Source organism: Actinoplanes xinjiangensis (assembly GCF_003148685.1).
GTDB lineage: Bacteria > Actinomycetota > Actinomycetes > Mycobacteriales > Micromonosporaceae > Actinoplanes > Actinoplanes xinjiangensis.
Genome location: NZ_QGGR01000004.1, coordinates 397,896 through 422,862, shown reverse-complemented (window position 1 = coordinate 422,862; position 24,967 = coordinate 397,896). Strand labels below are relative to the sequence as shown.

The window sequence follows — 24,967 nt, the reverse complement described above, 5'->3', positions numbered from 1 at the left end:
CAGCGAACAAGGCGTTAACACCACACCGGAGCCGGCCCGGTGTCATTTCTCCCCCTTATTGCTCTGAGGTGTGCGATGACGACTGTCCAGCCCCGCCCGCCGGCCACCACCCCGACCGTTCCCGACGCGCCGACGCGGCTCATCGTCGCGATGGCGCTCGCGCAGCTCGGCGCGTACCTGACGATCCTCACCCCGGTCGTGGTCACCATGTCGATCCGGGTCGCGCAGATCGCCCCCGACGACAAGGCCGCCGCCCTCGGCACCGTGCTCTCCGTCGGCGCCGTGCTCGCCCTGATCGGCAACCCGTTCTTCGGTGCCATGTCCGACCGGACCACCTCCCGCTTCGGCCGGCGCCGCCCCTGGCTGCTCGGCGGCATGCTGGTCGGCTTCGCCGGTCTGCTGGTGGTCGCGCTCGGCGACAGCGTCGCGGTCCTGACCACCGGGTGGGCACTCGCCCAGCTCGGCGTCAACGCCACCCTCTCCACCCTGACCGCGCTGCTGCCCGACCAGATCCCGGCCCGGCAGCGCGGCCGGGTCAGCGGCATCCTCGGCCTGATGACCTCGGTGTCCGTCCTGCTCGGCAGCGCGATGGCCGCCGCCCTGGCCGGTGACGCGCTGCTCATGTTCGCGATCCCGGCCGCCATCGGTGTCGCCACGGTCGCCCTGCTGGTGGCCGTCCTCAAGGACCGCCCGGCCGAGCGGGGGCACTTCGCCCCGTACCGGTTCAAGGAGTTCCTGAGCACCTTCTACGTCAGCCCGCGGCGGCACCCGGACTTCGTCTGGAACATCGTCAGCCGGTTCCTCATCTGGATGGGCCTGGCCTGTGTCACCACCTACCAGGCGTACCTGCTGATCGACCGGTTCGGGTACACCACCGACACCGTGGCCGGCGGCATCCTGCTCGCCACTCTGATCAGCACCGGCGGCCTGGTCGTCGGCTCCGCGGCCGGCGGCATGCTCTCCGACCGGCTCGGCCGTCGCAAGCCGTTCGTGCTCGGCGCCGGCATCGTCGTCGCCGCCGCGCTCGTGGTCATCGCGTTCGCCGGCAGTTTCGGGGTCTTCCTCGCCGCGGCCCTGCTCTTCGGCCTCGGCCAGGGCGCCTACCTCGCCGTCGACCTGGCGCTCGCCACCGACGTGCTGCCCGATCCCGACGACGCCGCCAAGGACATGGGGGTGCTCAACATCGCCAACGCGCTGCCGCAGTCGCTCGTGCCGATCCTGGCCGCGCCGATCCTCGCCGTCGGTGCGGGCGGCGCGAACTACAGCCTGCTGTTCCTGTGCGGCGCGGCCGTCGCGATCGCCGGCTCGCTGCTGGTCCGCATGGTCCGCGGCGCCCGCTGATTCCTTTGGAGAACCTGATGCATCCCTACCGGAACGCCGCTCTGCCCATCGAGGACCGGGTCACCGACCTGCTCTCCCGGCTCACGCTGGCGGAGAAGGCCGGCCTGATGTTCCACACCATGATCGCGGTCGAGCCGGACGGCACGATCGCCGGCGGCAACGAGATGATCCCGTCCGCGTCCGCCCTGCTCCAGGGCAAGCTGATCAACCACGTCAACATCCTGACCTTCGCACCGGTGCCACCGGAGCGGCTCGCCACCTGGCACAACCGGATCCAGGAGATCGCGGCGGGCACCGGCCACGGCATACCGGTCACCGTCTCCACCGACCCGCGGCACGGCGTCGTCGACAACCCCGCGACGTCCGCGGCGGCCGGCGGTTTCTCCGCGTGGCCGGAGCCCATCGGGCTCGGCGCGACCAGAGACCCCGCTCTGGTACGGGAGTTCGCCGACATCGTCCGGCAGGAATACCTGGCCACCGGCATCCGCGTCGCGCTGCACCCGATGGCCGACCTCGCCACCGAGCCGCGCTGGGCCCGTACCAACGGCACCCTCGGTTCCGACGCCGACGTGGTGTCGTCGCTGATCAGCGCATACGTGCTCGGCCTCCAGGGCGACACGCTCGGCCCGTCGTCGGTGGCCGCCATGGTCAAGCACTTCCCCGGCGCCGGGCCGCAGAAGGACGGCGAGGACGCGCACTTCCCCTACGGGCGGGAGCAGGTCTACCCCGGCGGCATGTGGGACTACCACCTCAAGCCGTTCGAGGCCGCCTTCCGGGCCGGAGTCGCCCAGGTCATGCCCTACTACGGCATGCCGGTCGACACGTCGTACGAGGAGGTCGGCTTCGGTTTCAACCGGGAGATCCTCCAGGGCCTGCTCCGCGAACGGTACGGCTTCGACGGCGTGGTCTGCACCGACTGGGGTCTGGTCACCGACGCGGTGATCATGGGTACCGACATGCCGGCCCGCGCCTGGGGTGTCGAGCACCTCGACCGCCACACCCGGGTGGAACGCATCCTGGCCGCCGGCGCCGACCAGCTCGGCGGCGAGCACTGCCCCGAGCTGATCATCGACCTGGTCACCGACGGCCGTGTCCCGGAGTCCCGGATCGACGTCTCGGCCCGCCGCATCCTCCGGGACAAGTTCCGGCTGGGCCTCTTCGACGACCGCCGCTATGTCGACCCGGCGGTGGCCGCCCGCGTCGCCGGGAAGCCGGCCTTCCGGGCCGCCGGCCTTACGGCCCAGCGCCGCTGTGTCGTGGTCCTCACCGACCGCCCCGCGCGACCCGGGGCCCGGCCCGTCCTGCCGTTGACCGAGGGGATCTGCGTCCAGCTCGACGGTGTGGACCCGGTGGTCGCCGCCGGATACGCCAAGGTGGTCGACGACCCGGCGCTCGCCGACGTGGCGATCGTGCGGCGGGCCGCCCCGTACGATCCGCGCGGCGGCGGGTTCGAGGCGTTCTTCCACGCCGGGCGCCTGGAGTGGACCGCCGAGGAACTGGCGCCCGTCCTGGACCTGACCGCGGCCCTGCCGACCGTGGTCGACGTGTGGCTGGACCGACCCGCCGTGCTCACCCCGCTCACCGGCACGGCCGCGGCCCTGACCGGCAGTTTCGGGGCGAGCGACGAGGCGCTGCTGGACGTGCTGTTCGGCCGCTCCCCCGCCACCGGAACGCTGCCGTTCGAGCTGCCGTCCTCGATGGCCGCCGTGGCGGCCTCCCGCGAGGACGTCCCGAACGACACCGCCGATCCCCTGTTCCCGGACGGCCACGGCCTCCGGCTCGGCTGACCCGGGCGTACGTGACGGGACGGCCGGTACCGCCACCCGGCGGTACCGGCCGTCCCGTTCGGTCACTGCTCGCTGAAGTCGGCGGCGCCGGTCTCCTTGAGCACCCGGATCGGATAGTTCCCGAGCATCATCTCGGTGGGGTCGTTGCGCTCGATGTATCCCGTTCCGTTGTACGGGAAGAGCCAGGCGTCACCCTCGTCCTCGACGTACTCGCCGAGGATGACGACCGTGTACGGGTGCTGCGGGCGGACCTGGAGATCCAGGAAACGCTCGGCCGCCGCGCGGGCCTCGTCGAGGCTCACCATCGCCTATCTACTCCCCTTGTCGGTGTACAGGACCCAGAATTCCACGAATCCGTCGTTCAGGTCCGCGGCCCGGCCGGACTGTCCGTCGAGGAATCTGACGGTGCCCCGCTGGTTCATCACGTTGAAGGCGTGCCCGATCTTGCCGGGCCCGCGACCGCCGATGACGATGCCGCGGGCGCCGGAGCCGAAGCCGGTCATGGACTTCTCGATGTCCGCGATCTTGCGGCTGTGCCAGGTGGTGGATCCGCCGATGCTCCGGGAGTAGTCGGTGATCTCCTGGTTGGGGTACACCCCACCGGCCTCCGGCGACTCCCACTTCTTCCCGGACAGCATCTTGTCCGTCTCGATGGCACACCGGACGCAGTTCTTCTTGCCCCCGTTCTTGTTGATGTCGCTGAGCGGGGCGCCGACGTCGATGCCACCCCGGGTGCCCGCCGCCGGTGCGGGGCGGGGGCCCTTGGGGACTCCGGCACTCTTCGGTCCCTTGACCGGCAGCACGGCGGTCAGCAGGTCGAAGGCCTGGCGGGTGCGCTGCCGGGTGGGGTTGCCCTCGTCCTCGGCGTACTCGGCGTTGAGCGCGTCCTCCAGCTTGTCGCGGTCCAGCATGGTGTCGGCGCGTTCGGCGGTGCGCTGCTGGGCCTGCTTCTTCGTCGCCGGGTCGGTGCCGATGCTGGTCGCCGAGGCGTCGTCCGCATCGGCGTAGGCGTCCAGCAGGCCCTTGCCGGTCTCGACGATCGCCTCACCGGTCTCGGCGAGGATGTCCTTCAGCGATTCGCCGGTCGGGTCGACGGCGCGCAGGACCCGTCCGTCGACGTAGGCGTAGGGCGACGTGGCGGGTTCACCGATGCCCGCCTTGACCGGGTCGACGCCGGCGAAGACGCCGGTGCCGGGGTCGTACATGCGGGCCCGCATGTAGTAGTCGCCACCGGTGCCGGGGTCCTGGTACTGGCCGGTGAACCGCAGCGGGTTGGCCGTGGCCGCCGGGGTCGCGGTGACCTCGACACCGGCCTGCGTGGGCGACGTCCGCGGCAGCCCGTACGGGTCGTAGTCGTAGACGGCCCGGACCCCACCGCCCCCGGAGACCAGGGCACCGACACCGCCCAGCCAGTCGTGGACGTAGTAGTTCGCCTCACCGCCGTCCCGCAGGGCCAGGGGCTCACCCGTGCCGTTGTGCACGAACGTCCGCGAGCCGGCACCGTCGCGGTCGACCGCGATCTGCGGGAGCCGGCCGTTGAGATCCCAGTCCCAGGTACGGGTGGACGCCCCGGTGGTCGCGGTCAGCCGCTGGCCGGTCGCGTTGTAGGCGTACGTCGTCTTGCGCCCGTCGACGGTCGCCGACAGCAGCGTGTGGTCGAGGTGGTATTCGTACCGGTCGGCGCCGTCGTCGATCCGGTTGCCCTCGGAGTCGTAGCGGTAGGTCTTCGTGCCGGCGCCGGTACCGGTGGTCGTCTCGGCGATCAGCTGGTCGACGTCGTCGTAGCGGTAGGACGTGGCGGCGTCGCCCGCCGAGCCGGTGCGGGTCTGGGTCCGGCGGTTACCGACCAGGTCGTACGTGTAGGAGATCCGCCCGGTGCCGGCGGTGCCGCAGCTGCCCGTGCCGTAACAGGCGTCGGTGAGCCGGTCGGCGGGGTCGTACCGGTAGGCGACCTGCTCGGAGATCTCGCCCCGGGTGGTGGTGATCCTGGTCGGGTTGCCGGCCGGGTCGAGGTCGAGGGTGTACTTCCCGACCGTGCCGGTCTGGATGCCGGTGAGCCGTCCCGCCCGGTCGTAGCTGAGCTTCTCGGCCAGATCGCCGGCGGGCAGGCTGGTCGAGGTGCGCCGGCCGGCCGGGTCGTACCCGAAGGTCCAGGTGTCGCCGGCCGCGGTCAGCTCGGTGATCCGGTTGTCCGCGTCGTAGTCCGCGGTGATCGCGGTCCCGTCCGGGAACGTCCGGGACGTGACGTTGCCGTTGCTGTCGTAGCCGTAGTCGAAGACCCGGTCCCCGCGCTTGACCTGCTCCAGCCGGCCGTTGCCGTCATAGCGGTGGGACTGGCTGCCGGCCGGGTCGTTAGCGCTGGTCAGCTCGTCCTTGGCGTTGTAGCCGTAGGTGTAGACCGGCCCGGTGGAGCCGAGCCCGGTCCGGGTGAGCCGGCCCAGGGTGTCGTAGGTGTCGGTGATGGTGTGCTTCTCGCGCTCCGGATCACGGCCGGGGTTGCGCGGGTCGGCGACGGTCCGGGCGATGACCGTCTCGACGACGTGTCCCTCGGCGTCGTAGACGTGCTCGCGGTAGCGGCCCAGCGCGTCGGTGGTGGCGACGACCCGGCCGGCCCGGTCGTGGATCGCCGTGCGGGTGTGTTGCAGCGGGTCGCGGACCTCGGTCACCGAGCCGTTGGCGTCGTAGGTGTAGGTGGTGGCCTGACCAGCGGTGGCATCCGGCGCCACCACACCGGTGAGCTGGTCGGCGTCGTCGTAGGTGAACCGGGTGACCCGCTTGTTGGCGTCGGTGCCGGTGACGACGCGGTCGATCGCGTCGTAGGAGGCCTCGGTGACGTTGCCCAGCGGGTCGGTCGTCGAGGTCAGGTTGCCGGCCCGGTCGTAGCCGAACCGCGTCCGGTAGTCGTCGGCGTCCGCCCCGTCGACGTTGCCGCGCGGCTCCACCTGGGAGATCCGCCGGTTGTCGTCGTCGTAGGTGAACGTCGTGACGCCGCCGGTGGCGCTGGTCTGCTTCTCCGGGTTGCCGGCCGCGTCGTAGTCGGTGTGGGCGCGGCCCTGCCGGGAGTCGGTGACGTCGCTGGGCCGGTTGTTCCGGTCGTAGGTGAACTGGATGCGCGCCTTGGCCGGGTCCTCGACGGCGGTGACGTTGTCGTTGTTGTCGTAGCTCGCCGAGCTCTGCGCTCCGAGCGGGTCGGTCTCGGTGACCGCGCGGTCCAGTTCGTCCCAGCCGGTGTCCCGGCTGACCTCGCCGCCGCCCGGGTTCGGGTGGGTGCGCCGCACCGGGTTGTTGTTGCCGTCGTAGTGGAACGTCCAGGTGTACTGCGCCGGGTCGGCGCCGGGCTCGTTGCCGCGCGCGGTGACCAGCTTCTCCAGTGCGCCCTTGCGGTTGTAGGCGTACGACGTCCGGTCGCCCTCGCCGTTGGTCTGGGACTGGAGGCGGCCCGCGGCGGTGTAGGTGTACGAGGTCAGGTCACCGCGCGGGGACTTGACCGTCTCCAGACGGTCGGCCTGGTCGTAGTCGTAGATCGTGGCCCGCGACAGCGGATCGGTCACCGTCCTGGTGCGGCCCATCTCGTCGTAGCGGGTCTCCCACGGCTTCGCCTTGCCCGGCTGCTGGACGGTGGTCTGCCGGTCTTCGTTGTCGTAGCCGTAGGTGGTGGTCCAGGCGGCCCGGTTCGCCCCCGCGACGGTGCCCCGCGGGTCCGTCTCCGTCCTCAGCCGGCCGGTGCCGTCGTAGGTGTACTCGGTGCGCCGCCCGGTCGGGGTGATCTCCGCGGTCAGGTTGCCGGCCGAGTCGTACTCGTAGCGGCTGGTCTTGCCGCGCGGGTCGGTCATCGAGGTGCGCAGGCCGCGGTCGTCGTACCCGTAGGTGTACGAGTGCTCCTCACCGTCGGTGCGCCTGGTCAGTTCGTGGAAGTCGTTGTACTCGGCCCGCCACGTCACACCGTTGCCGTCGACGAACGTCCGGGGCTTGTTGCCCGGGGTGAACTCCGCCTTCTCGGTGAACGAGAACGGCTCCGGCGCCGTGTGCGCCGCCATGTTCCCGGCGCCGTCGAACGTCGACTGGCGCTGGTTGTTGTTGCCGTCGACGTTGAGGTTCGGGTTGGCCTGCGCGTCGTAGCGCTGACTGCTGGTGTCGCCGTTGCCGTTCTGGGTGTACTTGAGCAGGTTGCCGGCGTAGCCGTCGTGGTCCACCACCCCGTCCGGGTCGGTGACCCGGGCCTCCTGCCTACCGGCGTCCCACTCCACCGTGGTGGTCTTGCCGTTGATGTCCTGCTGCCGGGTCACCCGGCCGGTGGTGGCGTCGTAGGTGTTGACGACCTCCGCCAGCCCGCGGGCGTCGACCACCTCACGCAGCCGGCCGTTGTCGTAGCGGTACTGCGTGGTCTGCGAGATCGCCGACTGGAACGACCGCAGCCGCCCGCCCTCGTAGTCGTAGTTGGTGAACCGGCCGTCCGGCAGCGTCACCTTCGTGACGAACCCCAGGTCCTGCCGGTACTCGATCGGCACCTTCCGCCCGGCGGCGTCGGTGACCGAGGTCAGCGCGGTCCCGTTGTAGTTCAGCGTGAATCCGTGCCCGCGCTTGTTCTTCGCCGACAGGTAGCGGCCGCCGCCGTCGAAGCGGTGAACGATCTGCTCGGGGGTGGTCAGCTCCCAGCCGCCGGCGGTCTTCTCGAGGTTCGAGCGGACCCCCGCCGGGCGCCGGTACGAGCCGTCGCCGGCACGGGTGAAGTCCGCCTGCGCGCCGTCTTCCGCGCGGACCGTCGCCCCGCTGTCGGTCGCCGTGACCTTGAGGTCGAGCGTGGACGCCCATCCGTTGCCGAACAGCCCGGACGAGGTGTTCGCCGACGAGTACACCCGGCTGAGGGTGAACGGCACCGCGAACGACGCCATCCCGAGATCGGACTCGATCCGGGTGTACGCGCCGGTCCCGGTGTTCACTCCGGCACCGCGGAGCTGCTGGCCGGAGGTGGTACGCCCGAGCGCGTTGGCGCACGCACACCCCACCGTCTGCGCCGCCGGAATGGCCGGTGTGTCGCCGAGGGTCCGCGGACGTGCCTGGTTCGACGCCGCCGACGTCTGCGTGCTGCCGTCCGGATAGTCGACGGTGATCCGGACGAAGTAGTCGTGGCCGGCGTCCAGGGCCCAGCCCTCGGCGCCACCGAAGCCCCGGCAGAACCGCCGCGGTGACCCGCAGACCGGCAGGTCGCCCCGGCCCAGGGTCACCGACTGCTGGGCCTCCTGGCCGGCCGCGTCGTACACGGTCGCCGACCACGAGGTGATCGCGGTGTCGGCCAGATCGAAATACACCACCAGCGACGTGTCACCGCTGGCGTAACCCGGGCGCAGCACCAGGGCGTCCGCACCCCGGACCGCCGTGGTGGCGGCGCGGACCGCACCCTGCTTCGCCTTCTTCGCGGGCGCGCCGGCCGCTGTCCACTGGGCCGCGGAGAGCTTCCGTGCGTCTCCGGCCGCCCGGGTGGCCGGCGGCTCGACCGGCGGGCGCTCGCCCGCCGGGAGCCCCTTGTTCGGCAGCGCCGACACCGGCAACGGCCGTTCCGGCGAGCCCAGGCCCTGCGGTGCCGGCGGCGTCTGCGGCGGCACGGCCACCGCGGGCGCCGCCCGTACCGGAACCGGCGCGGCCGCCACCAGAACGGCGGCGGCGATCGCCAGGCCTCGTCTCATCCATGATTCGGGCAGCGTGAACTGATCGTCCGGCATGACCGCATCCCCCCGTAGTCATCGTTTGCGATCGATGGACTCGGGGGACGTTACCGATTTGGAAGCGCTCCCAAAAGGCCGCCGAAGACGCGGAAGCGATATGGCCTGCCGGGGCCGGAACGAGGCGCGCCCCGCTCCCGGGAACCGGGAACGGGGCGCGGGTGCGGCCGGGCGTCAGTGAGCCATGGCGGGCGGGGCGTCGGGGTCGACGTCGAGCGGGCCGGTGCGGAAGAGGACCGCGGCGACCACGGCGGCGAGGAGGAAGAAGCCGGCCGACCACCAGAAGACGGTGTGGTAGCTCTCGATCGCGGCGTGGGCCGCCAGCTCCTGGGACGGCGTCCGGCCGGCCACGTAGTCCTCGGCGGCGCTGGCCGCGAAGGAGCTGAGCAGGGCGGTGCCGATGGAGCCGCCGATCTGCTGCACCGTGTTGATCATCGCGGAGGCCACGCCGGCGTCGCGGTGCTCGACGCCGGAGGTGGCGGCGTTCTGGGTGGGCGCGAAGACCAGACCCAGGCCGAGACCGACGATGATCAGGCCGGGGAGGACGTCGGCGGCGTACGTCGAGTCCAGTTCCAGACGGGTCAGCAGGAGCATGCCCCCCGCGGCGATCAGGGCGCCGACCGGGACCAGCGGGCGCGGACCGATCTTCGGGGCCAGCATCGAGCCGGCGGTGGTCGCGGTGAGCATCACGGCGCCGAGCATCGGCAGGAAGGCGAGACCGGTCTTGATCGGAGTGAAGCCGAGGATGCCGGCGAGGAAGTAGGTGAGGAAGAGGAAGATGCCGAACATGCCGGCGCCGGCGATCGCGATCGAGGCGTAGGAGCCGCCACGGTTGCGGTCGAGGACGACACGCAGCGGCAGCAGCGGGTACTCGACCTTGCGCTCGATGGCGACGAAGGCGATGAGCAGAACCACACCGGCGGCGATCGGGCCCAGGGTGAGGACGTCGGTCCAGCCGTCGACCTCCGCGTTGCCGAGGCCGTAGACCAGGGCGACCAGACCGGCGACGGCGGTGATGGTGCCGGGGACGTCGATCCGGCCGTGGGCGGGGACCGGCTCGTCGCGCAGCTTCAGGAACGCGCCGGCCACGGCGATCGCGGCGATCACCAGGTTGACGTAGAGGCACCAGCGCCAGGAGACGTACTCGGTGAGGACGCCGCCGAGCAGCAGGCCCATGCCACCGCCGGCACCGGAGATGGCACCGAAGATGCCGAACGCCTTACCGCGCTCGGCGGGCTCGGTGAACGTCGTGGAGAGCAGCGACAGGGCCGCCGGGGCGAGGGCCGCACCGAAGGCACCCTGCAGAGCACGCGCCACGATGAGCAGTTCGAGGTTGCCGGCGGCGCCGCCGAGCGCCGAGGCGAGGGCGAAGCCGATCAGGCCGATGACGAACATCCGCTTGCGGCCGAAGAAGTCGGAGAGCCGGCCGCCGAGCAGCAGCAGGCTGCCGAAGGCGAGCGCGTAGCCGGTGACCACCCACTGCCGGCCGAAGTCGTCGAAGCCTAGGTCGGCCTGGGCGGTGGGCAGCGCGATGTTCACGATCGTGGCGTCCAGCACCACCATCAGCTGGGCCAGAGCCAGCACCACGAGCGCCCACCAGCGCCCGTTCTCACGTTGCGTCGGTTGCGGCCGATCTATGACGGTGCTGCTCATGGCGAGTGCCTTCCGAACGCGTAAGTTGAGGACCGTCCTCCACATCGGCACGCTAGCAGGAGAAGTTGAGGAATCCCCTCCACTTACTTGTAGGCTTGGCCACATGCCACTTCGCCGCGACGCGCAGCGCAACCGGGAGCGGATCGTCCAGGCCGCCGGGGAGGTCTTCGCGACCAGGGGATTCGCCGCCACCCTCGACGACGTCGCCCATCACGCTGGGGTGGGCGTGGGCACGGTCTACCGTCGCTTCCCCACCAAGGAGGAGCTGATCGAGGCGGTCTTCACCGACCGGCTGGAGGATCTGGTCACCCTCGCCGAGGAGTCCCTCGCCGCCGAGTCGGCATGGGACGGGCTGACCGGGTTCCTGCGCACGTCGGCGCGGTGGCACGCGGCCGACCGCGGGCTGCGCGACGCGGCACTGAGCATGGACGAGCAGCATTTCAAGCAGGCCGGCGAGCAGATCGTGCCCCTGCTGGAGCAACTGATGGAGCGGGCGCACGCCGAGGGCACCCTGCGACCCGACGCCGGGTTCCGCGACTTCCCGATCATCATGGCGATGGTGACCGAAATGGCCCAGCACAGTGCGGAGTGCCGGCCGGGGCTCTACGAGCGCTATCTGGAGCTGGTGATCGACGGACTGCGGGCGCGGCCGGACAACGGCCCACTGGGAGCCGCGCCGACCGAGACCGACGTCCGCGCCGTCATGCGGGACTGCGTCCCGCCGCTGAAACCGGTCAGGCCTGCGCGGTCATAGCGTTCCACCGGGCCAGATTGTGCCGCGCGTCGACCAGGGCGTCGTGCCGGCCGGCCATCTCCGGCAGGTGCGGTCGGCCCAGATCGTCCCACCGCTGGCGCAGGTCCTTGGTGAAGCGGGGGATCTCCCGCGGCAGCGCCGGCATCGCACCCCACAACTGGGCGAGCGCGACGTGGTCATACGCCGCATACCACGCCCAGAGCTCCATCTGCTCACCCCGGCCACGGATCGGCTCGATCAGGAACTCGTAGAGGTCGTCCCGGATGCGCTCGCGGCTGCGCCACGCCTTGTCCGAGGGTGAGGGCAGCTTGTCGAGGACGTTGCGGCGCACCCAGGGCACCGCGCGGGTGTCGTCGAACTCGGTACTGACCGCGTAGAACTCGCGGCCGAACTCGTCGACGACACCGATCGAGACGAGGTCGACGATCCGGCCGTCCTCGATGAACTCGCAGTCGTAAAAGTAGCGGTAAGACATCCCGCCCATCCTTGCCCATCGTCATCCGGGCATGGACTCCAGGGCCCTCCTGGCCAGCCGGAGCACGTGCGGGCAGCCGTACCGGGCCGCCAGATCCGCCTGGACGGCCCAGCGCAGCCGCAGCAGCACCGGCAGGGCGGCCTCCAACTCGTCGGCGCCGACCGGCCCGGCGGCCAGGTAGCCGTCCAGGAACTCGCCGGCATGCTCGGCGCCGCCGGCGTAGGCCACCGCGGCGGCGACGTCGTGGACCAGCGGCCCGGTGCCACCGGCCCCGCAGTACAGCAGGCCGGACCGGCCGGTCGCCGGGTCGAGCAGGAACATCTCCGGCGCCGGGTCGCCGTGCAGCACCCCGGAGGTGAGGTGGTCGGTCACGGTCAGCCTCTTGGCGGCGGTGAGCGCGGCGGTCACCGTCGCGCGGAGCCAGGGCTCCGCGTCGAGGTGCGCGGCCTCCGGATCGAGAGGCCGCCAGGGACGCAGACCGGGATGGCGGAAACCCTGGAGAGCCCGGTGTACGGCCCCCAGGCGCTCCCCCCACCACTGCTGGTCGACCGGGTCCCGCCCGTCCAGGCGGCGGCCCGGGATGCGCCGCAGGACGGCCAGCGCACCGTGCGGGGTGGCCGCGGTGAGGGCGCCGCCCAAGGTACGGACCGGCTCCCCGGCGTCGATCCGGTGGCCGCGCAGGTGCATCGACACCGCCAGGCCGCATTCCATCCGGTGCCGCGAGCCGATCTCGACCAGTCGCGCCACGTAGGTCCCGCCGCCCGCGACGAACTCCCAGCCGCGGGACAGCAGGGTCAGCGGAAGCTCGATCATCTCGGTCGGGAGGAGGTGCCACTGGTCGCGCAGAGTCGATCGAAGAAAGTCATCATCCGGCACCGCGGGATTATCTCGACACTTGCCGCCAATGCGACGGACAGACAGGGCGACAGTAACTCAGAGAGATTGACGGTTTACAGATTGCTACCGAAGCGACATGATCGTACGAGGCAGGCTTCAATGTCCGTTTTAAAAATGGCGTTCGGAGCACGCTTCGTGCTAAGAGTGATCGTTCGCGTCGTGGGGCCGGCGCCGTCGGCCGTCGGCGTGTCCTCACCGGGGGAGGGGATTGCGCCGTGGACCATCGCATGCCGGATCCCGGCGACGCGCTCACCGGTGTCGACATGTTCGCCGGTCTCGAGCCGGAGGTGCGCCAGCGCGTCATCGCCGCCGCCGTCCCACGCCATTACCGCAAGGGGCAGATCCTCTTCGTCGAGCACGACCCCGGCGACTCGCTGATCATCATGAAGCGGGGCGCCGTCGCCGTCTTCCGGACCGCACCGACCGGCGAGCGCGCCGTTCTCACCGTGGTCCGACCACCCGACGTGCTCGGTGAGGTGTCCCTGCTGGACGCCTCCACCCGCAGCGCCTCCGCCGAGGCCATCGAGGACTCGCAGGCACTGTCGCTGTCCCGGGTCGCCTTCATGGAGCTGGTGCACTCCAACCCGCGCATCCTGGACGCGGTGATGCGCTCGGTCGGCGGCCTGATCCGCCGGCTGACCGAGCAGAACGCCGATCACGTCTTCCTCGACCTGCCCGGCCGGGTGGCCAAGACGCTGGTCCGGCTCTCCGGCGAGAGCCAGGCTCCGATGATCACCATCGAGCTCAACCAGAGCCAGCTCGCCGAGATGGCCGGCGGCTCCCGGCAGAGCGTCAACCAGGCGATCGGCTCCTTCGCGAGCCGCGGCTGGCTGCGTACCGAGGGGCGGCGCATCGTCGTCACCGACGTGCAGGCCCTGCGCCGCCGCGCCGGGATGACGGGCTAGGTCTCCCGCTCCGCCGGGGGCAGCCCGGCTGCCCCCGGCGAAAGAGCGGACCTAAGCCGCCGCCTTGAGCGTCGAGGCGTAGACGTCGACGTACTCGCGGCCGGAGAGGGCCATCAGCTCGTACATGATCTCGTCGGTGATCGCGCGCTCGACGAACCGGTCGCCGCGCTGGTCGGCGTAGCGGGAGAAGTCGAGCGGCCGGCCGATCCGGATCCGGACCCGCTTCACCGCCGGGATCAGCGTGCCGGTCGGCTGGATCTCGTCGGTGTTCAGCAGGGCCACCGGGACGACCGGGGCGCCGCTCTCCAGGGCCAGCCGGGCCACCCCGGTCTTGCCCCGGTAGAGCCGGCCGTCCGGCGAGCGGGTGCCCTCCGGGTAGATGGCCGCGACGTTGCCCTCCTTCAGCACACGCAGCAGCGTGTCCAGAGCCGCCTGGGCCGCCTCGCCACCCGAACGGTCCACCGGGATCGTCCCCGCGCCGGTGAAGAACATCCGCGAGAACCAGCCCTTGATCCCCTTGCCGGTGAAGTATTCGGCCTTGGCGACGAAGGTCACTTTCCGCCGCATGATCAGCGGGGTGAAGATCGAGTCGGAGAAAGAGAGGTGGTTGCAGGCGAGAATGACGGGACCGGATCGGGGCACGTACTCCAGGCCCTCCACCTTGGGGCGGAAGACGAGCTTCAGCACCGGCCCGAGAACCACCAACTTCAGCAGCCAGTAGAACACTGACGTCCTTTCGACGGATGCCACCGTGCGTTTGGGGCGACAGGAAGCGTACGAAGCGGGAGCGGCGCGCCACAACGCACTCCCGCAACAGGCGCCTGCCGTGTCACCATTCAAGGCACGGTCGGCAAGGGGGTGTGCATCGGTGACAGCGGGTGGCGCCCGTCGCGGGCGGCGCGACAACGGGCTCGACGCCGCCGACTTCGCGGCGGCGGGAGATGTCGATCCACGAATCGGCGAGCATCTGCTCGACGTGCTCGCGGCCGGCGGCATAGCGGCTTACCTTCAGCCGACGGCTGATCTCAACCCGGTCCTGCGGGCCACGACCCTGCCCGCGCGGCCGGTCGATCGGCTGTTCGTGGACCGGACGCATCTGGAGACCGCCAAGGAGCACCTCCAGAAGGTGACCGGCGGAGTACCACCCACCCCTCCGGCACCACCGGCACCCACGCCGCGGCCACAGGCCGAGGTGGACGAGGAGTGGGCCAAGATCATCGCGGGCTTCCACACCACCACCGACACGGAGACGACGCCGTGGCCGGCCGCCGAGGACGATCCCGGCCCGCCGCCGCCACCGATCCGCCCGGTCACCGAGGAGGGCACGCCGCACAACCGGCGGCGCACCGACCCGAAGGACGAGCCGTCGATCCTCTACGGACTCGACACGTTCGGCGCCGAGCTGCCCGCTGACGACGACGAGGACGAGCGATACGTCCCGCCCCCTCCCCCACCCCTGCCCCACATGTCGAAATACACCGTGGCGGCCCTGCTGGGCGTCACGATCGGCTTCGTGCTGTTCCTCTTCCCCGATCTGCTCCCGGTCGACTCGAACCTGGTCGGGGTCCTCGGGTTCGCCGCGATCATCGGCGGGGCGGCCACCCTGGTCTGGCGGCTGCGGTCCGGCGATGACGACGACGAATTCGACGACGGCGCTGTCGTATAGACAGATGTCGGTGTTCGAGCAGTAACCTACGGTGATGCGTCAGAGTTCGCTCGTCGTCATCGCCAACCGTCTGCCCCTGGACGACAGCGCCGCGCCCGACGGCGCCTGTGAGTGGCGCCGCAGCCCAGGCGGCCTGGCCAGCGCCCTGCACGCGATCCTGGAGCAGACCCCGGCCACCTGGGTCGGCTGGGCCGGCGGGGTGGGCCCGGCACCGGCCCTGCCCGACGTCGGCAGTCTGCGGCTACGGCCCGTGGCACTGACCGAGAAGGAGCTGCGCGGCTACTACGAGGGCTTCGCCAACTCGACCCTGTGGCCGCTCTACCACGACGCGGTGCAGCAGCCGATCTTCGACCGGGGCTGGTGGGAGACGTACCGGACGGTGAACCGCCGGTTCGCCGAGGCCGCCGCCGAGGTGGCCGAGCCGGGCGCCGCCGTCTGGGTGCAGGACTACCATCTCCAGCTCGTCCCGGCGATGCTCCGGGAGCTGCGGCCCGACCTGCTGATCGGCTTCTTCCTGCACGTGCCGTTCCCGCCGCCGGAGCTGTACATGCAGCTGCCCCGCCGGGTCGAGCTGCTGCGCGGGATGCTCGGCGCCGACCTGGTCGGATTCCAGCGCGAGCAGGCCGCGCACAACGTCGCCCAGCTGGCCAAGAAGCTGCTCGGCGTGGCGGCCACCGACCGCGCCATCACCGTCGACGGGCGGACCGTGCGTACCGGCGCGTTCCCGGTCTCCATCGACGTGGCCGAGATGCGGGCGCTGGCCACCCGGCCGGACGTGGTCAGCCAGGCCCGGCAGCTGCGACACGATCTCGGACAGCCGAAACGGGTGCTGCTCAGCGTCGACCGCATCGACTGGACCAAGGGCATCGAGCACCGGCTCACGGCGTACAGCGAGCTGCTGCGCGACGGGTTCGTGAAGGTACGGGACACGGTGATGGTCCAGGTGGCGGTGCCCAGCCGGGAGCGGGTGGAGAGCTACCGCGGCCTGCGCGACCGGATCGAGGGCGAGGTCGGCCGGATCAACGGTGAGTACGGCCGGGTCGGTGAGCCCGCCATCCATTACCTCAACCAGCGGTTCGGCCGCTCCGAGCTGGCCGCCCTCTACCTGACCGCGGACGTCATGGTGGTGACCCCGCTGCGGGACGGGATGAACCTGGTCGCCAAGGAGTTCGTGGCGGCCCGGGAGGACGACGCCGGCGCGCTGGTGCTCAGCGAGTTCGCCGGGGCGGCCGCCGAGCTTCCGCAGGCGTTCCTGGTCAACCCGCACGACGTGGACGGGCTCAAGCAGACCCTGCTCCAGGCCATGGAGGCGGACCACGCCGACCTGAACGCCCGGATGACGGCCATGCGGCGGCACCTGGCGCAGCACGACATCATGGCGTGGGCACGGGCCTACCTGACCGCTCTCGATCACACCGGGCGGCTCGCCGAACGGCTGCCGCCGCTAGGCCCGCGGTAGCTCCTTGTCCAGCCAGTCCAGGATCGCGTCGATCGGTTCGGCCCACGTCGTCTCGAGCATCAGGTAGTGCCCCATGCCCGGGAAGAGCAGCGGAGCACCGCCGTAGCGGGCAGCCGCCCGGTCCAGGGCGGGCCGCGGCACCACCCGGTCGTCCGGGCTGCCCACCACGAGCGTGGGCGGCCCGCCGACCGGCGTGGGCAGATCGTCCCGGGCGAACAGCTCGGCCCGCGGCCGGGCACCGATCCGCTCCAGGTACGCCGCCGCCTCCCCGGCCGGGAGGTCCGGTCCGAACAGCTGCCGCCCGGAGAATCTCAGCCGGCCGCCGAACAGGGCCGGCACCGTCCCGGCCGGGTTGCTGCGAAGCGCCGCGCCCAGGGCCGCCCAGCCGTCCAGCACCGGCGCGACCAGGACCGCCGCCCGGGCCGGGTAGCGGCCCAGCGCCCGGGCCACCACGCGGGCGCCGGTGCCGTGGCCGATCAGCACGGTCTGGCGCGGCAGCGAGGCCGCCACCTGCACCACGTCGTGCGCCTGCGCCCGCAGATCGCCGCCGGGGCGCGGGGAGACCGCGTGCGCGGGGAAACCACGGCCGGCGGCGTGCGCCAGCCAGTGCTCGGCGAACGCCCAGGCACCGTGGCCCAGGCCGGGTACGAACAGCAACGGCGGACGGTCCCGGTCCTCGTCGGGCAGCCGGGAGACGACCTCCCGCTCGGCCGCCGGGACCGGGTCCGACCAGTCCTCGAAACGCAGCAGCTCACTCACCTGATCGACTCCATGCGGTTCAGCAGGCTCTCCACGGCCTTCAGGTAGTCGACGTGGTCGACCTCGAACCAGTGCCGCCGGGTGGGCACGACGCGGCGGCGGGACCAGGACTCCAACGGCCGCTGCGACTCCTCCTTCTGCACCGCGGCGGCCTTGTCCGGGTCCGTGGTCCGCAGCCGCAGCCAGCGGGCCACCGCGACGCTCTGCCAGTGCGCCAGCGGGAACAGCCCGGCGGAGGGCTGGACGAGCCCGACCACGGCGAGTGTCGGGTGCTTGCGGGCGAACGCGTGCAGGTGCAGGTCCGGGCGGCCGTCCTCGTCGATGTCGAGCAGTTCGGGGGCGAGGAAGTCGAACCGCGGCCGGTAGCCGGTCGCGGTGATCACCAGCTCCGGCTCGATCCGCCGGCCGTCGGACAGCTCCACGGACGCACCGTCCCAGCGGGTCACGTCCGGCACCGCCTCGATCCGGCCGTGCCCCAGGTAGTGCGGCAGCAGGCCGTTGACGATCGGGTGGCTCTCCAGCGGGGCGTGGTCCGGGGCGGGCACACCCCAGCGGGTCAGGTCGGCGGCGGTACGGCGGAACCGCCGGTCCCGCAGCCACGCGGACATCCGGCGGTGGTAGACCTGGTCGGCCGGGCGGTTGCCCACGTACTTCGGGAAGTACCAGTAGCCGCGCCGGGTCGAGTGCCACACCCGGGTGGCGTGCTGGGCCGCCTCGACCGCGATGTCACAGCCGGTGTTGCCACCGCCGATCACCAGCACCCGGCGACCGCGCAGCCGGGACGGCTCCTTGTACGCACTCGCGTGGATCACCTGGCCGTCGAAGTCACCCGGGATCTCCGGGACGACCGGCGCCCAGTTGTGCCCGTTGGCGATCACCACGGCGGCGTAGCGCTGCACCCGGGACGTGCCGCCGCCGGTCGACTGGATGGTCACGTCCCAGCGGCCGTCGCCGGCCGGGACGATGGACGTGACCTCCATGCCGTACCAGATGTGCTCGCCCAGCCCGAAGTGCTTCGCGTAGCGCTCCAGGTATTCGAGGACCTGACTGTGGTGCGGGTAGTCGGGCCACGTGTCCGGCATCGGGAAGTCGGGGAACTCGGTGAGCGGCCGGGACGAGATCAGGTGGGTCCCGGCATAGACCGGGCTGCGGTCGTGCCGCCAGTTCCAGGCACCGCCGACCGAGGTCTCGCGCTCGTAGCAGTCGACCGCGAAGCCCAGCTCACGCAGGTTCTTGATGGCGGTCAGGCCGCTGGCGCCGGCGCCGACGACGCAGACGGCGCCGCCACGGTCTCCGAGGTCCGGGGAGTCTTGCACCCGGCGATCCTTGCAGACGGCGCCCCTAGGAGGAAGGGAGCAGAAGGTCCGCGACGATCGGTAGATGATCGCTCGCGACGCGGGCCCGGTCGGTCGAGATGATCTCGTAATGTTCGATGGTCACGTCGGGGCTGACGAAGAGCGCGTCGATGCGCCGGCTCGGCACCGACGCCGGGAAGGTGGGCACGTCAGCGGTCGAGCCGACCAGCCCGTCCTCGACCGTCCGCCAGGCGCCGCCACCGGGCCCCTCGTTGAGGTCGGCGGCGACGATCACCGGGCCGTCGAGCTTGTCCAGCTCCGCCTTCCAGTACTGCGCCTGGGCGGGCCGCTCGGCCGCGTCGGTGGCCAGATGCGAGCCGGAGACGGTGAACGCGGCGCCGCGCACCGCACACTCGGCGAAGGCGGCTCCCCGCAGGTGCCGGCCCGGGGTCAGCGGGTAGCGCATGCACCAGGTCCGCCGGGTCGCCACCCGCAGGCTGACCAGCAGCAGGTTGCCCAGTGACGGCAGACCACCGGCGGCCACCACCAGGCCGGTCTCGGCGGCCAGTGCGGCGCATTTCTGCCGCCACCGGAAGCGGCGCGGCGCCTCCTGCACGACGAGGACGTCCGGGGCCAGGTCACGGACCAGGCCGGACAGCGCGGCCCGATCGTCCCGCAACCCGTGGACGTTGTAGCTGACCACCCGCAGCGGAACCCCGGACATCCCCGGCCGCCTCAGCCGCGCCGGGCGAGGTCGGCCGCGCCCACCACACCGGCGGCGTTGCCCATCCGGGCGGCGTGGATCTCGGCCACCGGGAAGCGGTCCCGGTTGGCGAGCTGCTCCCGGTACGTCCGTTCGAGCGGCCCCATCAGCAGCGGCCCCGCGTCGATCACGCCACCGCCGATCACCATGATCTGCGGGTCCAGGCTCTGCGCGAGGTCGGCGAGCGCCACCCCGAGCCAGTACCCCACCTGGGCGAAGGCGTCCATCGCGACCCCGTCGCCGGACCGCGCCGCCTCGGTGATCTGCCGGCCGGTGATCGCCAGAGCGTCGCCACCGGCCAGTTCGAGCAGCTTCGCCGCCCGCTCCGGCTCCTGCCGCGCACCGGCCCGGCCGAAGCGGACCAGGGCGTTGCCGCTCGCATACTGCTCCAGGCAGCCGAGCCGGCCGCAGCCGCACGGATGCCCGTCCGGGACGGACTGGATGTGCCCCAGCTCGGCGGCGATGCCGTTGGCGCCGCGCCACAGGTTGCCGTTGACCACGATCGCGCCGCCGATGCCGGTGCCCACGGTGATCATCACCATCGACTCGGCCTGCTTGCCGACCCCGAACCGGAACTCCGCCCAGGCGGCCACGTTGGCGTCGTTGTCCAGCACGACCGGCAGGCCGATCGCCTTGCCCACGTAGTCGCGCAGCGGCTCGTCGCGCCAGGCCAGGTTCGGTGCGAACAGCACCGTCGAACCGGTGGCGTCGATCCACGCGGCGGCGCCGATCCCGATCGCCGTCGCGGTCGGGTACTGCGCCACCAACTCGGCGGCCACCTCGACGATCGTGTCGCGGGTGCCGGCCGGGTCGTCCGCCGGCGTCGGCCGGCGGTTCGACGCGAGCACGTTGCCCTGCTCGTCGACGACACCACCGGCGACCTTGGTGCCGCCGACGTCGATTCCGATGGTCAGCGTCACGCTGCCCGTCCCCTCTGCAAACAAGTCACACCGCGGTGCCGGGGCGGGCGTCGTCGCCCTGGCCCGGCTCGCGGTCCTCGGGCACCGAGGCGCCCAGCTCATGATCCACGCTACGGGGCTCGGCCGGGTCGCTTGCGGCCACCTCCGACGTGGCCATGGCCCACACGTCGCCGCCCGTCCGGGATCCGCCCGGGACCGGGCCGGCGGCTCCCCGGTCCGGAGTCCCGGCCGCCCGGGCCTTAGCGGCTGCCTCCTGCGCGGCCGCGGCGGCGCGGGCCTTCGTCGCCTGCGCGACGGCCCGCGCGACGGCCTCCTCCGCGGCGGCGGCGCGGGCCCGGGCCGCGGCGGCGGCCTCACGGGCGTCGGCGGCGCTGGCCGCTCCCCACGGGTCGCTTCCCGCGTCGGGCGCGGGCGGCTCGTCCGCCACGTCCGTGGTCCGGGTCGCCGCGGACCAGGCCCGGTCCGGCGAGGACGAGGCGGGCGCGGAACGGCCGCGCGGCGTCGGCGTGCGCGGGCGCTCGCCCGCCATCGACGAGAAGGCACGCATCAGCCCGGCCACCCCGCCGGCGATCTCGCCGGCGCTGGCGGCGAGCCGCTCGGCGGTCTCCGGGCTGGGGTCGCGCACCGCCGCGATGGCCTTGCACACCGGGCAGACGCAGCACTCGGCGCTGCCGGTGGAGAGATCGTCACGGCCGAGCACACCGATCAGGCCGGCGACCGACTCGCCCAGGAGACCGAAACCGTCCCCGGACGTGCCACCGGCCGCCGACGTCGTCCGGGCGAGGATCGCCGCGACCAGCCGTTCGGCTTCCTCCCGAGCTGATCCGGGCATCTCCGCTCCCCTCGGCCGGCGGCTCAGGCCGCGGGCAGGCTCTCGACACGGCGCTTGAGCTCCTTCAGCGCCGTATCCATGATCATTTTCTCGGCCTTGCGGCGGAACATGCCCAGCATCCCGATCGCGAGATCCACCGCAAGGGTGTACGTCACGGTCGTGCTGCCGTCCGCGTTCTCCACCAGGTCGTAGGAGCCCTCCTGGGAACGCTGCGTCTTCGACGGCTCGACCAGGCTCCACTCGATCCGGGACAGGTCGTCGGCGTACGCGTACTCCAACGTGTACTCGTCGATCAGCACGGTGGCGTCGATCTGGAACCGCACCTGCGCGGCATAACCGTCCTCGTACTCCTCGAGGACCTCCACCCGCTTGATCGACTCCGCCCACTCGGGGTAACGCGCGAAGTCGCAGATCACCGCCGCCACCCGGGCCAGGGGCGCATGGACCTGAATCGACTGTGTCGAGGTGTCCGCCATGCACGCGAGGCTACCCGCCGGGCACGACGGATCACGCGACCGGGGCGGCGTCCGGCGGGGGTCCCCCGGGGACGTGACACCCGGCCGGGCAGCGCGCGGACGAGCCGATGTCCGTCCCTGCCGCTACCATCCGTCACGTGCCAGCCCTCGCCAGTGGTCCCGCGCGCATCCGCCCGGCCGAAGCCGCGGCCCGCGCCGTCATGCTCGTGCTGGTCGCCGCCCTCACCTACGCCTTCACCGGCAGCACCGCCCAGCTCGGCTGGATCGCGCTCCTGGCGGTCGCGGCGGCGCCCTCCTTCCTGGCCCGCGGCCACGCCGTGCTGGCCCCGCTCGGGCGGATCGGCGAGGTGGTGGTCACCTGCATGGCCGCCGGCTCGGTCGCCGCCGCGGCGGACGCCGCCGACCGGGTCACCAACGGCTTCGGCGCCGAGGCGGTCCTGCCCTATCTCGCCGTGCCGCTGCTCACCGCCGCACTGCGCCGCCGGCAGGCCGAGGGCGTCGCGCTGCTCGGGGTGGCGGCCGTCACCATGACTGTCAGCGGGTTCACCTTCGCCACGCTGGACCAGGGTTACTACGCCGTCTGCGTGCAGTGGCTGGTCCAGGGCGCGATCATCACGTTCGCCGCCGAGACGATGCGCCAGCTGCTCCAGCCGCCCGACCCCACCCCCCAGCCGTATGCGGAGGCCACCCGCCTGCTGACCCAGCTGCGCAGCGTGGCCCGCTCGCTGCCGGGCGCCACGCTCGACCCGGGCGGCATCTCCGAGCACCTGCTCGAGGAGCTGCGCGTGGTCGCGCCGGGTCACCGGGCCGCGGTGCTGTCGGCCAGCGGCGGCGGGCGCCTGGTCGTGCTGGCGCAGACCGGCGCGGAGCGGGTCGACTGGGAGACCACCCTCGACGCCGATTCGGGCATCGCCGACGCCTGGGCCACCCAGCAGCCACAGACGGCGAGCCGGTCGCAGGCGCGCAGCCATCCCGGGGGCGACGTGTCCTCGCTGGTGGTGCCGCTGGTCGCCGGGGTGCGGACGATCGGCCTGGTCATCCTGGAGACGGACGACTCCGGGGCGTACCCGTCCTCGGTCGTCCAGGCGGTGACCGAGGTGACCGGCCCGGCCTCGCTGCGGCTGGAGGCCGCCCTGCTCTTCGACGACGTGCGCTCACTGGCCACCAACGAGGAGCGCCAGCGCCTGGCCCGGGAGATCCACGACGGCGTGGCGCAGGAGCTGGTGATGGTCGGCTACGGCATCGACAACGCGCAGGCGACGCTGCCGGAGGGCGCCGAGGAGACCGCCGAGGAGCTGCGGACGCTACGGGCCGAGGTGACCCGGGTGATCACCGAGCTGCGGCTGAGCCTGTTCGAGCTGCGGTCCGAGGTCGACCGCAACGGCGGCCTGGCGGCGGCCATCGCGGAATATGCGCGGACCCTCGGCACCAGTGCCGGGCTGCGGGTGCACTTCACCTTCGACGAGTCGACGGCCCGGCTGCCGGCCGCGACCGAGGCCGAGCTGCTCCGGATCGCCCAGGAGGCGATCACCAACGCGCGCAAGCACGCGGGCGCCTCCAACCTGTGGGTGACCTGCACCGTCGACCCGCCCTACGCCGAAATCGAAGTGTCCGACGACGGTAAGGGGTTCGCTGACACGCGACCTGACGGCCGATACGGTCTTACCATCATGGCGGAACGCGCCGAACGCATCCGAGGCCGACTCAAGATCACGCCGCGACACCCCAGCGGGACAACCGTCGCTGTAGTGCTCGGAACCCCGCCTCGGCGCGATAGCGTGCGGGATAGCGTTTCAGCTCCAGAAGGGGAGTAACCCGAGCATGTCGACCAGTCCTGCGCCGACGACGCGCACCAAGGTCCTCCTTGTCGACGATCACGACCTGATCCGTAAGGGACTGCGACACGCATTCGAGCGCGACCGTCAGTTCGAGGTCGTCGGCGAGGCCGCCACGGCGGCGGAGGCGGTGCGCCAGGCCGGCGCACTCCAGCCGGATGTCGTGATCATGGACCTGCGCCTGCCCGACGGCAGTGGCCTGGAGGCGACCCGAGCCCTGCGGAAGAACAATGCCAACATGGGCATCGTGGTCCTGACCATGTATGCGGGCGACGATCAGCTCTTCGGCGCTCTCGAGGCCGGGGCCAGCGCGTTCGTGCCCAAGACCGCTCCGGCCGACGAGGTCGTGGCGGCTGCCCGGCATGCCGCGTCGGCGCCGAGTGCGTTCACCGCGGCCGATCTGGCCGAGGCCATGAAGCGGCGTCTCGCCCCGTCCGGCCCGCAGCTCTCACCGCGTGAGGGTCAGGTGCTGCGCCTGCTGGCCGACGGCATGAGCGTCGCCGGCATCGCCAAGCAGCTCTTCGTGTCGGAGTCGACGGCGAAGACCCACATCTCGAAGCTCTACGAGAAGCTGGGTGCGGCCAACCGGGCGCAGGCGCTGATGACGGCGCTCCGGCTCGGTCTGCTGGAAGCGCCGGACGCTCCAAAGTTCTAACAAATCCGGACAGATTCGGCGTTTCTGTATTTCAGACGCCTCAGCCGGAAATAAGCCTCGCAGCCGAGGCGGCGTCCGAAGGCTGCGAGGAGAAACGCGGCGAGCAGCGGCGAAGGCTGCCGCCGTGACGCCGACCGCGGTCAGGCCGACAGAGGCGACCGTGGCGGAGACGGCCGGTAAGGTGAGCCCACCGGATGGGTGAACCGCACGGGGGTGGGCCGGTCACTCCTCCAAGGCGAGCAGGACTTTCCGCAGCAGGCCGTTGAGCTGCGTCAACTCCTCGTGGGTCAACGCGGCGAGCGCCCGCTGATCGACGGCCATGCCCTTGAAGATGTAGTTGCTCCACATCTCCCGGCCCTTCTGCGTGGGCCGGACGATCACCCGCCGCCGGTCGGCCCCGTCCATCTGCCGGGTGATCAGGCCCGCCTCGTCCAGGCGGTCGAGCCGGCTGGTCATCGCCGCCCGGGTCACGTTCGCCGCCTCGGCCAACTGCGCCGGGGTCGCTTCGGTGGGCCACGGCTGCACCATCAGGACGTGCAGCGTCTTGTAGTCCTGGACGGTGAAGCCGTCGTTGAAGATCGCCAGGTCGGCGCGGTCGATCCACCGCTGGATGTACTTCATCCGGGTCAGCACCCCCTCGACCTCGGGGGCGAAGGCCGGCTCGTTCTTCCAGAATCCCGCCCACCGGGCGACGTGCTGATCGACGCTGTCTTCCATGGAGCCAGTCTGCCACCCTTCTGACTATTCGATTGCTAATAGTTAGACGCTGAACTAT

General features: G+C 71.7%; 21 protein-coding genes. 8 read left to right on the top strand and 13 right to left on the bottom strand.

The features are described 5' to 3' along the window. The first annotated feature begins 75 nt into the window (after window positions 1-75). Together BC793_RS11675 and BC793_RS11670 are read left to right on the top strand one after the other, a co-directional pair. Window positions 76-1,341: an MFS transporter gene (locus BC793_RS11675; RefSeq protein ID WP_109592151.1), complete on the top strand. Its 1,266-nt coding sequence runs from the start codon at window positions 76-78 to the stop codon at window positions 1,339-1,341. Between the two features lie 17 nt (window positions 1,342-1,358). After that, window positions 1,359-3,128: a glycoside hydrolase family 3 protein gene (locus BC793_RS11670; RefSeq protein WP_109592456.1), complete on the top strand. Its 1,770-nt coding sequence runs from the start codon at window positions 1,359-1,361 to the stop codon at window positions 3,126-3,128. Between the two features lie 62 nt (window positions 3,129-3,190). Here BC793_RS11670 and BC793_RS11665 read toward each other — a convergent pair whose 3' ends face one another. The 3 genes from BC793_RS11665 to BC793_RS11655 all read right to left on the bottom strand — a co-directional run bounded on the left by BC793_RS11665 (window position 3,191) and on the right by BC793_RS11655 (window position 10,501). Next, entirely contained in the window at window positions 3,191-3,433 is a 243-nt protein-coding gene (locus tag BC793_RS11665; RefSeq protein WP_109592149.1) for a YrhB domain-containing protein, read from the bottom strand. Window positions 3,434-3,436: 3 nt separating this feature from the next. Beyond that, window positions 3,437-8,812, bottom strand: a complete 5,376-nt coding sequence (locus BC793_RS11660; protein WP_158319231.1) for an RHS repeat-associated core domain-containing protein — start codon at window positions 8,810-8,812, stop codon at window positions 3,437-3,439. A 210-nt stretch (window positions 8,813-9,022) separates the two neighbouring features. Beyond that, window positions 9,023-10,501: a DHA2 family efflux MFS transporter permease subunit gene (locus BC793_RS11655; protein WP_109592145.1), complete on the bottom strand. Its 1,479-nt coding sequence runs from the start codon at window positions 10,499-10,501 to the stop codon at window positions 9,023-9,025. Between the two features lie 103 nt (window positions 10,502-10,604). On the opposite strand from BC793_RS11655, the gene BC793_RS11650 reads away from it, so the two are divergent. Continuing rightward, window positions 10,605-11,255: a TetR/AcrR family transcriptional regulator gene (locus BC793_RS11650; protein WP_109592143.1), complete on the top strand. Its 651-nt coding sequence runs from the start codon at window positions 10,605-10,607 to the stop codon at window positions 11,253-11,255. Here the strand turns inward: BC793_RS11650 and BC793_RS11645 are convergent. Together BC793_RS11645 and BC793_RS11640 are read right to left on the bottom strand one after the other, a co-directional pair. Beyond that, window positions 11,236-11,730, bottom strand: a complete 495-nt coding sequence (locus BC793_RS11645) for a polyadenylate-specific 3'-exoribonuclease AS (protein ID WP_109592141.1) — start codon at window positions 11,728-11,730, stop codon at window positions 11,236-11,238. The two genes, BC793_RS11650 and BC793_RS11645, sit on opposite strands and share 20 nt — an antisense overlap. Window positions 11,731-11,751: 21 nt before the next feature. After that, window positions 11,752-12,606, bottom strand: coding sequence for a phosphotransferase enzyme family protein (locus BC793_RS11640; RefSeq protein WP_109592139.1), 855 nt, complete (start codon window positions 12,604-12,606; stop codon window positions 11,752-11,754). Window positions 12,607-12,854: 248 nt separating this feature from the next. On the opposite strand from BC793_RS11640, the gene BC793_RS11635 reads away from it, so the two are divergent. After that, a complete protein-coding gene (locus BC793_RS11635; RefSeq protein WP_373871036.1) occupies window positions 12,855-13,532 on the top strand; it encodes a Crp/Fnr family transcriptional regulator in 678 nt (225 codons plus the stop codon). A 51-nt stretch (window positions 13,533-13,583) separates the two neighbouring features. On the opposite strand, the gene BC793_RS11630 is transcribed toward BC793_RS11635, so the two are convergent. Continuing rightward, a complete protein-coding gene (locus tag BC793_RS11630; protein ID WP_109592137.1) occupies window positions 13,584-14,258 on the bottom strand; it encodes a lysophospholipid acyltransferase family protein in 675 nt (224 codons plus the stop codon). 142 nt (window positions 14,259-14,400) lie between these two features. Between BC793_RS11630 and BC793_RS11625 the strand changes: the two genes are divergently transcribed. Both BC793_RS11625 and BC793_RS11620 read left to right on the top strand, forming a co-directional pair. Then, the gene (locus tag BC793_RS11625) at window positions 14,401-15,198 is read left to right on the top strand and encodes a hypothetical protein (RefSeq protein ID WP_109592135.1); all 798 of its coding nucleotides are present in this window, start codon (window positions 14,401-14,403) and stop codon (window positions 15,196-15,198) included. Window positions 15,199-15,232: 34 nt separating this feature from the next. Then, the gene (locus BC793_RS11620; RefSeq protein WP_109592133.1) at window positions 15,233-16,657 is read left to right on the top strand and encodes an alpha,alpha-trehalose-phosphate synthase (UDP-forming); all 1,425 of its coding nucleotides are present in this window, start codon (window positions 15,233-15,235) and stop codon (window positions 16,655-16,657) included. Here BC793_RS11620 and BC793_RS11615 read toward each other — a convergent pair. Genes BC793_RS11615 through BC793_RS11590 form a run of 6 tightly spaced genes read right to left on the bottom strand, consistent with a single transcriptional unit; the run spans window position 16,643 to window position 21,702 of the window. Continuing rightward, entirely contained in the window at window positions 16,643-17,416 is a 774-nt protein-coding gene (locus BC793_RS11615; RefSeq protein WP_109592131.1) for an alpha/beta hydrolase, read from the bottom strand. The two genes, BC793_RS11620 and BC793_RS11615, sit on opposite strands and share 15 nt — an antisense overlap. After that, a complete protein-coding gene (locus BC793_RS11610; RefSeq protein WP_109592129.1) occupies window positions 17,413-18,732 on the bottom strand; it encodes a flavin-containing monooxygenase in 1,320 nt (439 codons plus the stop codon). Before BC793_RS11610 ends, BC793_RS11615 begins: the two co-directional genes overlap by 4 nt. 25 nt (window positions 18,733-18,757) lie before the next feature. After that, window positions 18,758-19,435, bottom strand: coding sequence for an endonuclease/exonuclease/phosphatase family protein (locus BC793_RS11605; protein WP_109592127.1), 678 nt, complete (start codon window positions 19,433-19,435; stop codon window positions 18,758-18,760). 11 nt (window positions 19,436-19,446) lie between these two features. Then, window positions 19,447-20,394 (bottom strand): ROK family glucokinase, encoded by a 948-nt coding sequence (locus tag BC793_RS11600; RefSeq protein WP_109592125.1) that lies wholly within the window; start codon window positions 20,392-20,394, stop codon window positions 19,447-19,449. A 25-nt stretch (window positions 20,395-20,419) separates the two neighbouring features. Further along, complete coding sequence (locus BC793_RS11595; protein WP_109592123.1) at window positions 20,420-21,226, bottom strand: hypothetical protein; 807 nt, start codon at window positions 21,224-21,226, stop codon at window positions 20,420-20,422. Between the two features lie 23 nt (window positions 21,227-21,249). Next, window positions 21,250-21,702: an SRPBCC family protein gene (locus BC793_RS11590; protein WP_109592121.1), complete on the bottom strand. Its 453-nt coding sequence runs from the start codon at window positions 21,700-21,702 to the stop codon at window positions 21,250-21,252. 137 nt (window positions 21,703-21,839) lie between these two features. Between BC793_RS11590 and BC793_RS11585 the strand changes: the two genes are divergently transcribed. Both BC793_RS11585 and BC793_RS11580 read left to right on the top strand, forming a co-directional pair. Then, window positions 21,840-23,516 (top strand): GAF domain-containing sensor histidine kinase, encoded by a 1,677-nt coding sequence (locus BC793_RS11585; RefSeq protein WP_373871201.1) that lies wholly within the window; start codon window positions 21,840-21,842, stop codon window positions 23,514-23,516. 7 nt (window positions 23,517-23,523) lie between these two features. Further along, on the top strand, window positions 23,524-24,192 hold the full coding sequence (locus tag BC793_RS11580; protein ID WP_014688640.1) for a response regulator transcription factor: 669 nt from the start codon (window positions 23,524-23,526) through the stop codon (window positions 24,190-24,192). 222 nt (window positions 24,193-24,414) lie between these two features. Here BC793_RS11580 and BC793_RS11570 read toward each other — a convergent pair whose 3' ends face one another. Continuing rightward, on the bottom strand, window positions 24,415-24,909 hold the full coding sequence (locus tag BC793_RS11570) for a MarR family winged helix-turn-helix transcriptional regulator (RefSeq protein WP_109592117.1): 495 nt from the start codon (window positions 24,907-24,909) through the stop codon (window positions 24,415-24,417). Window positions 24,910-24,967: the final 58 nt, after the last annotated feature.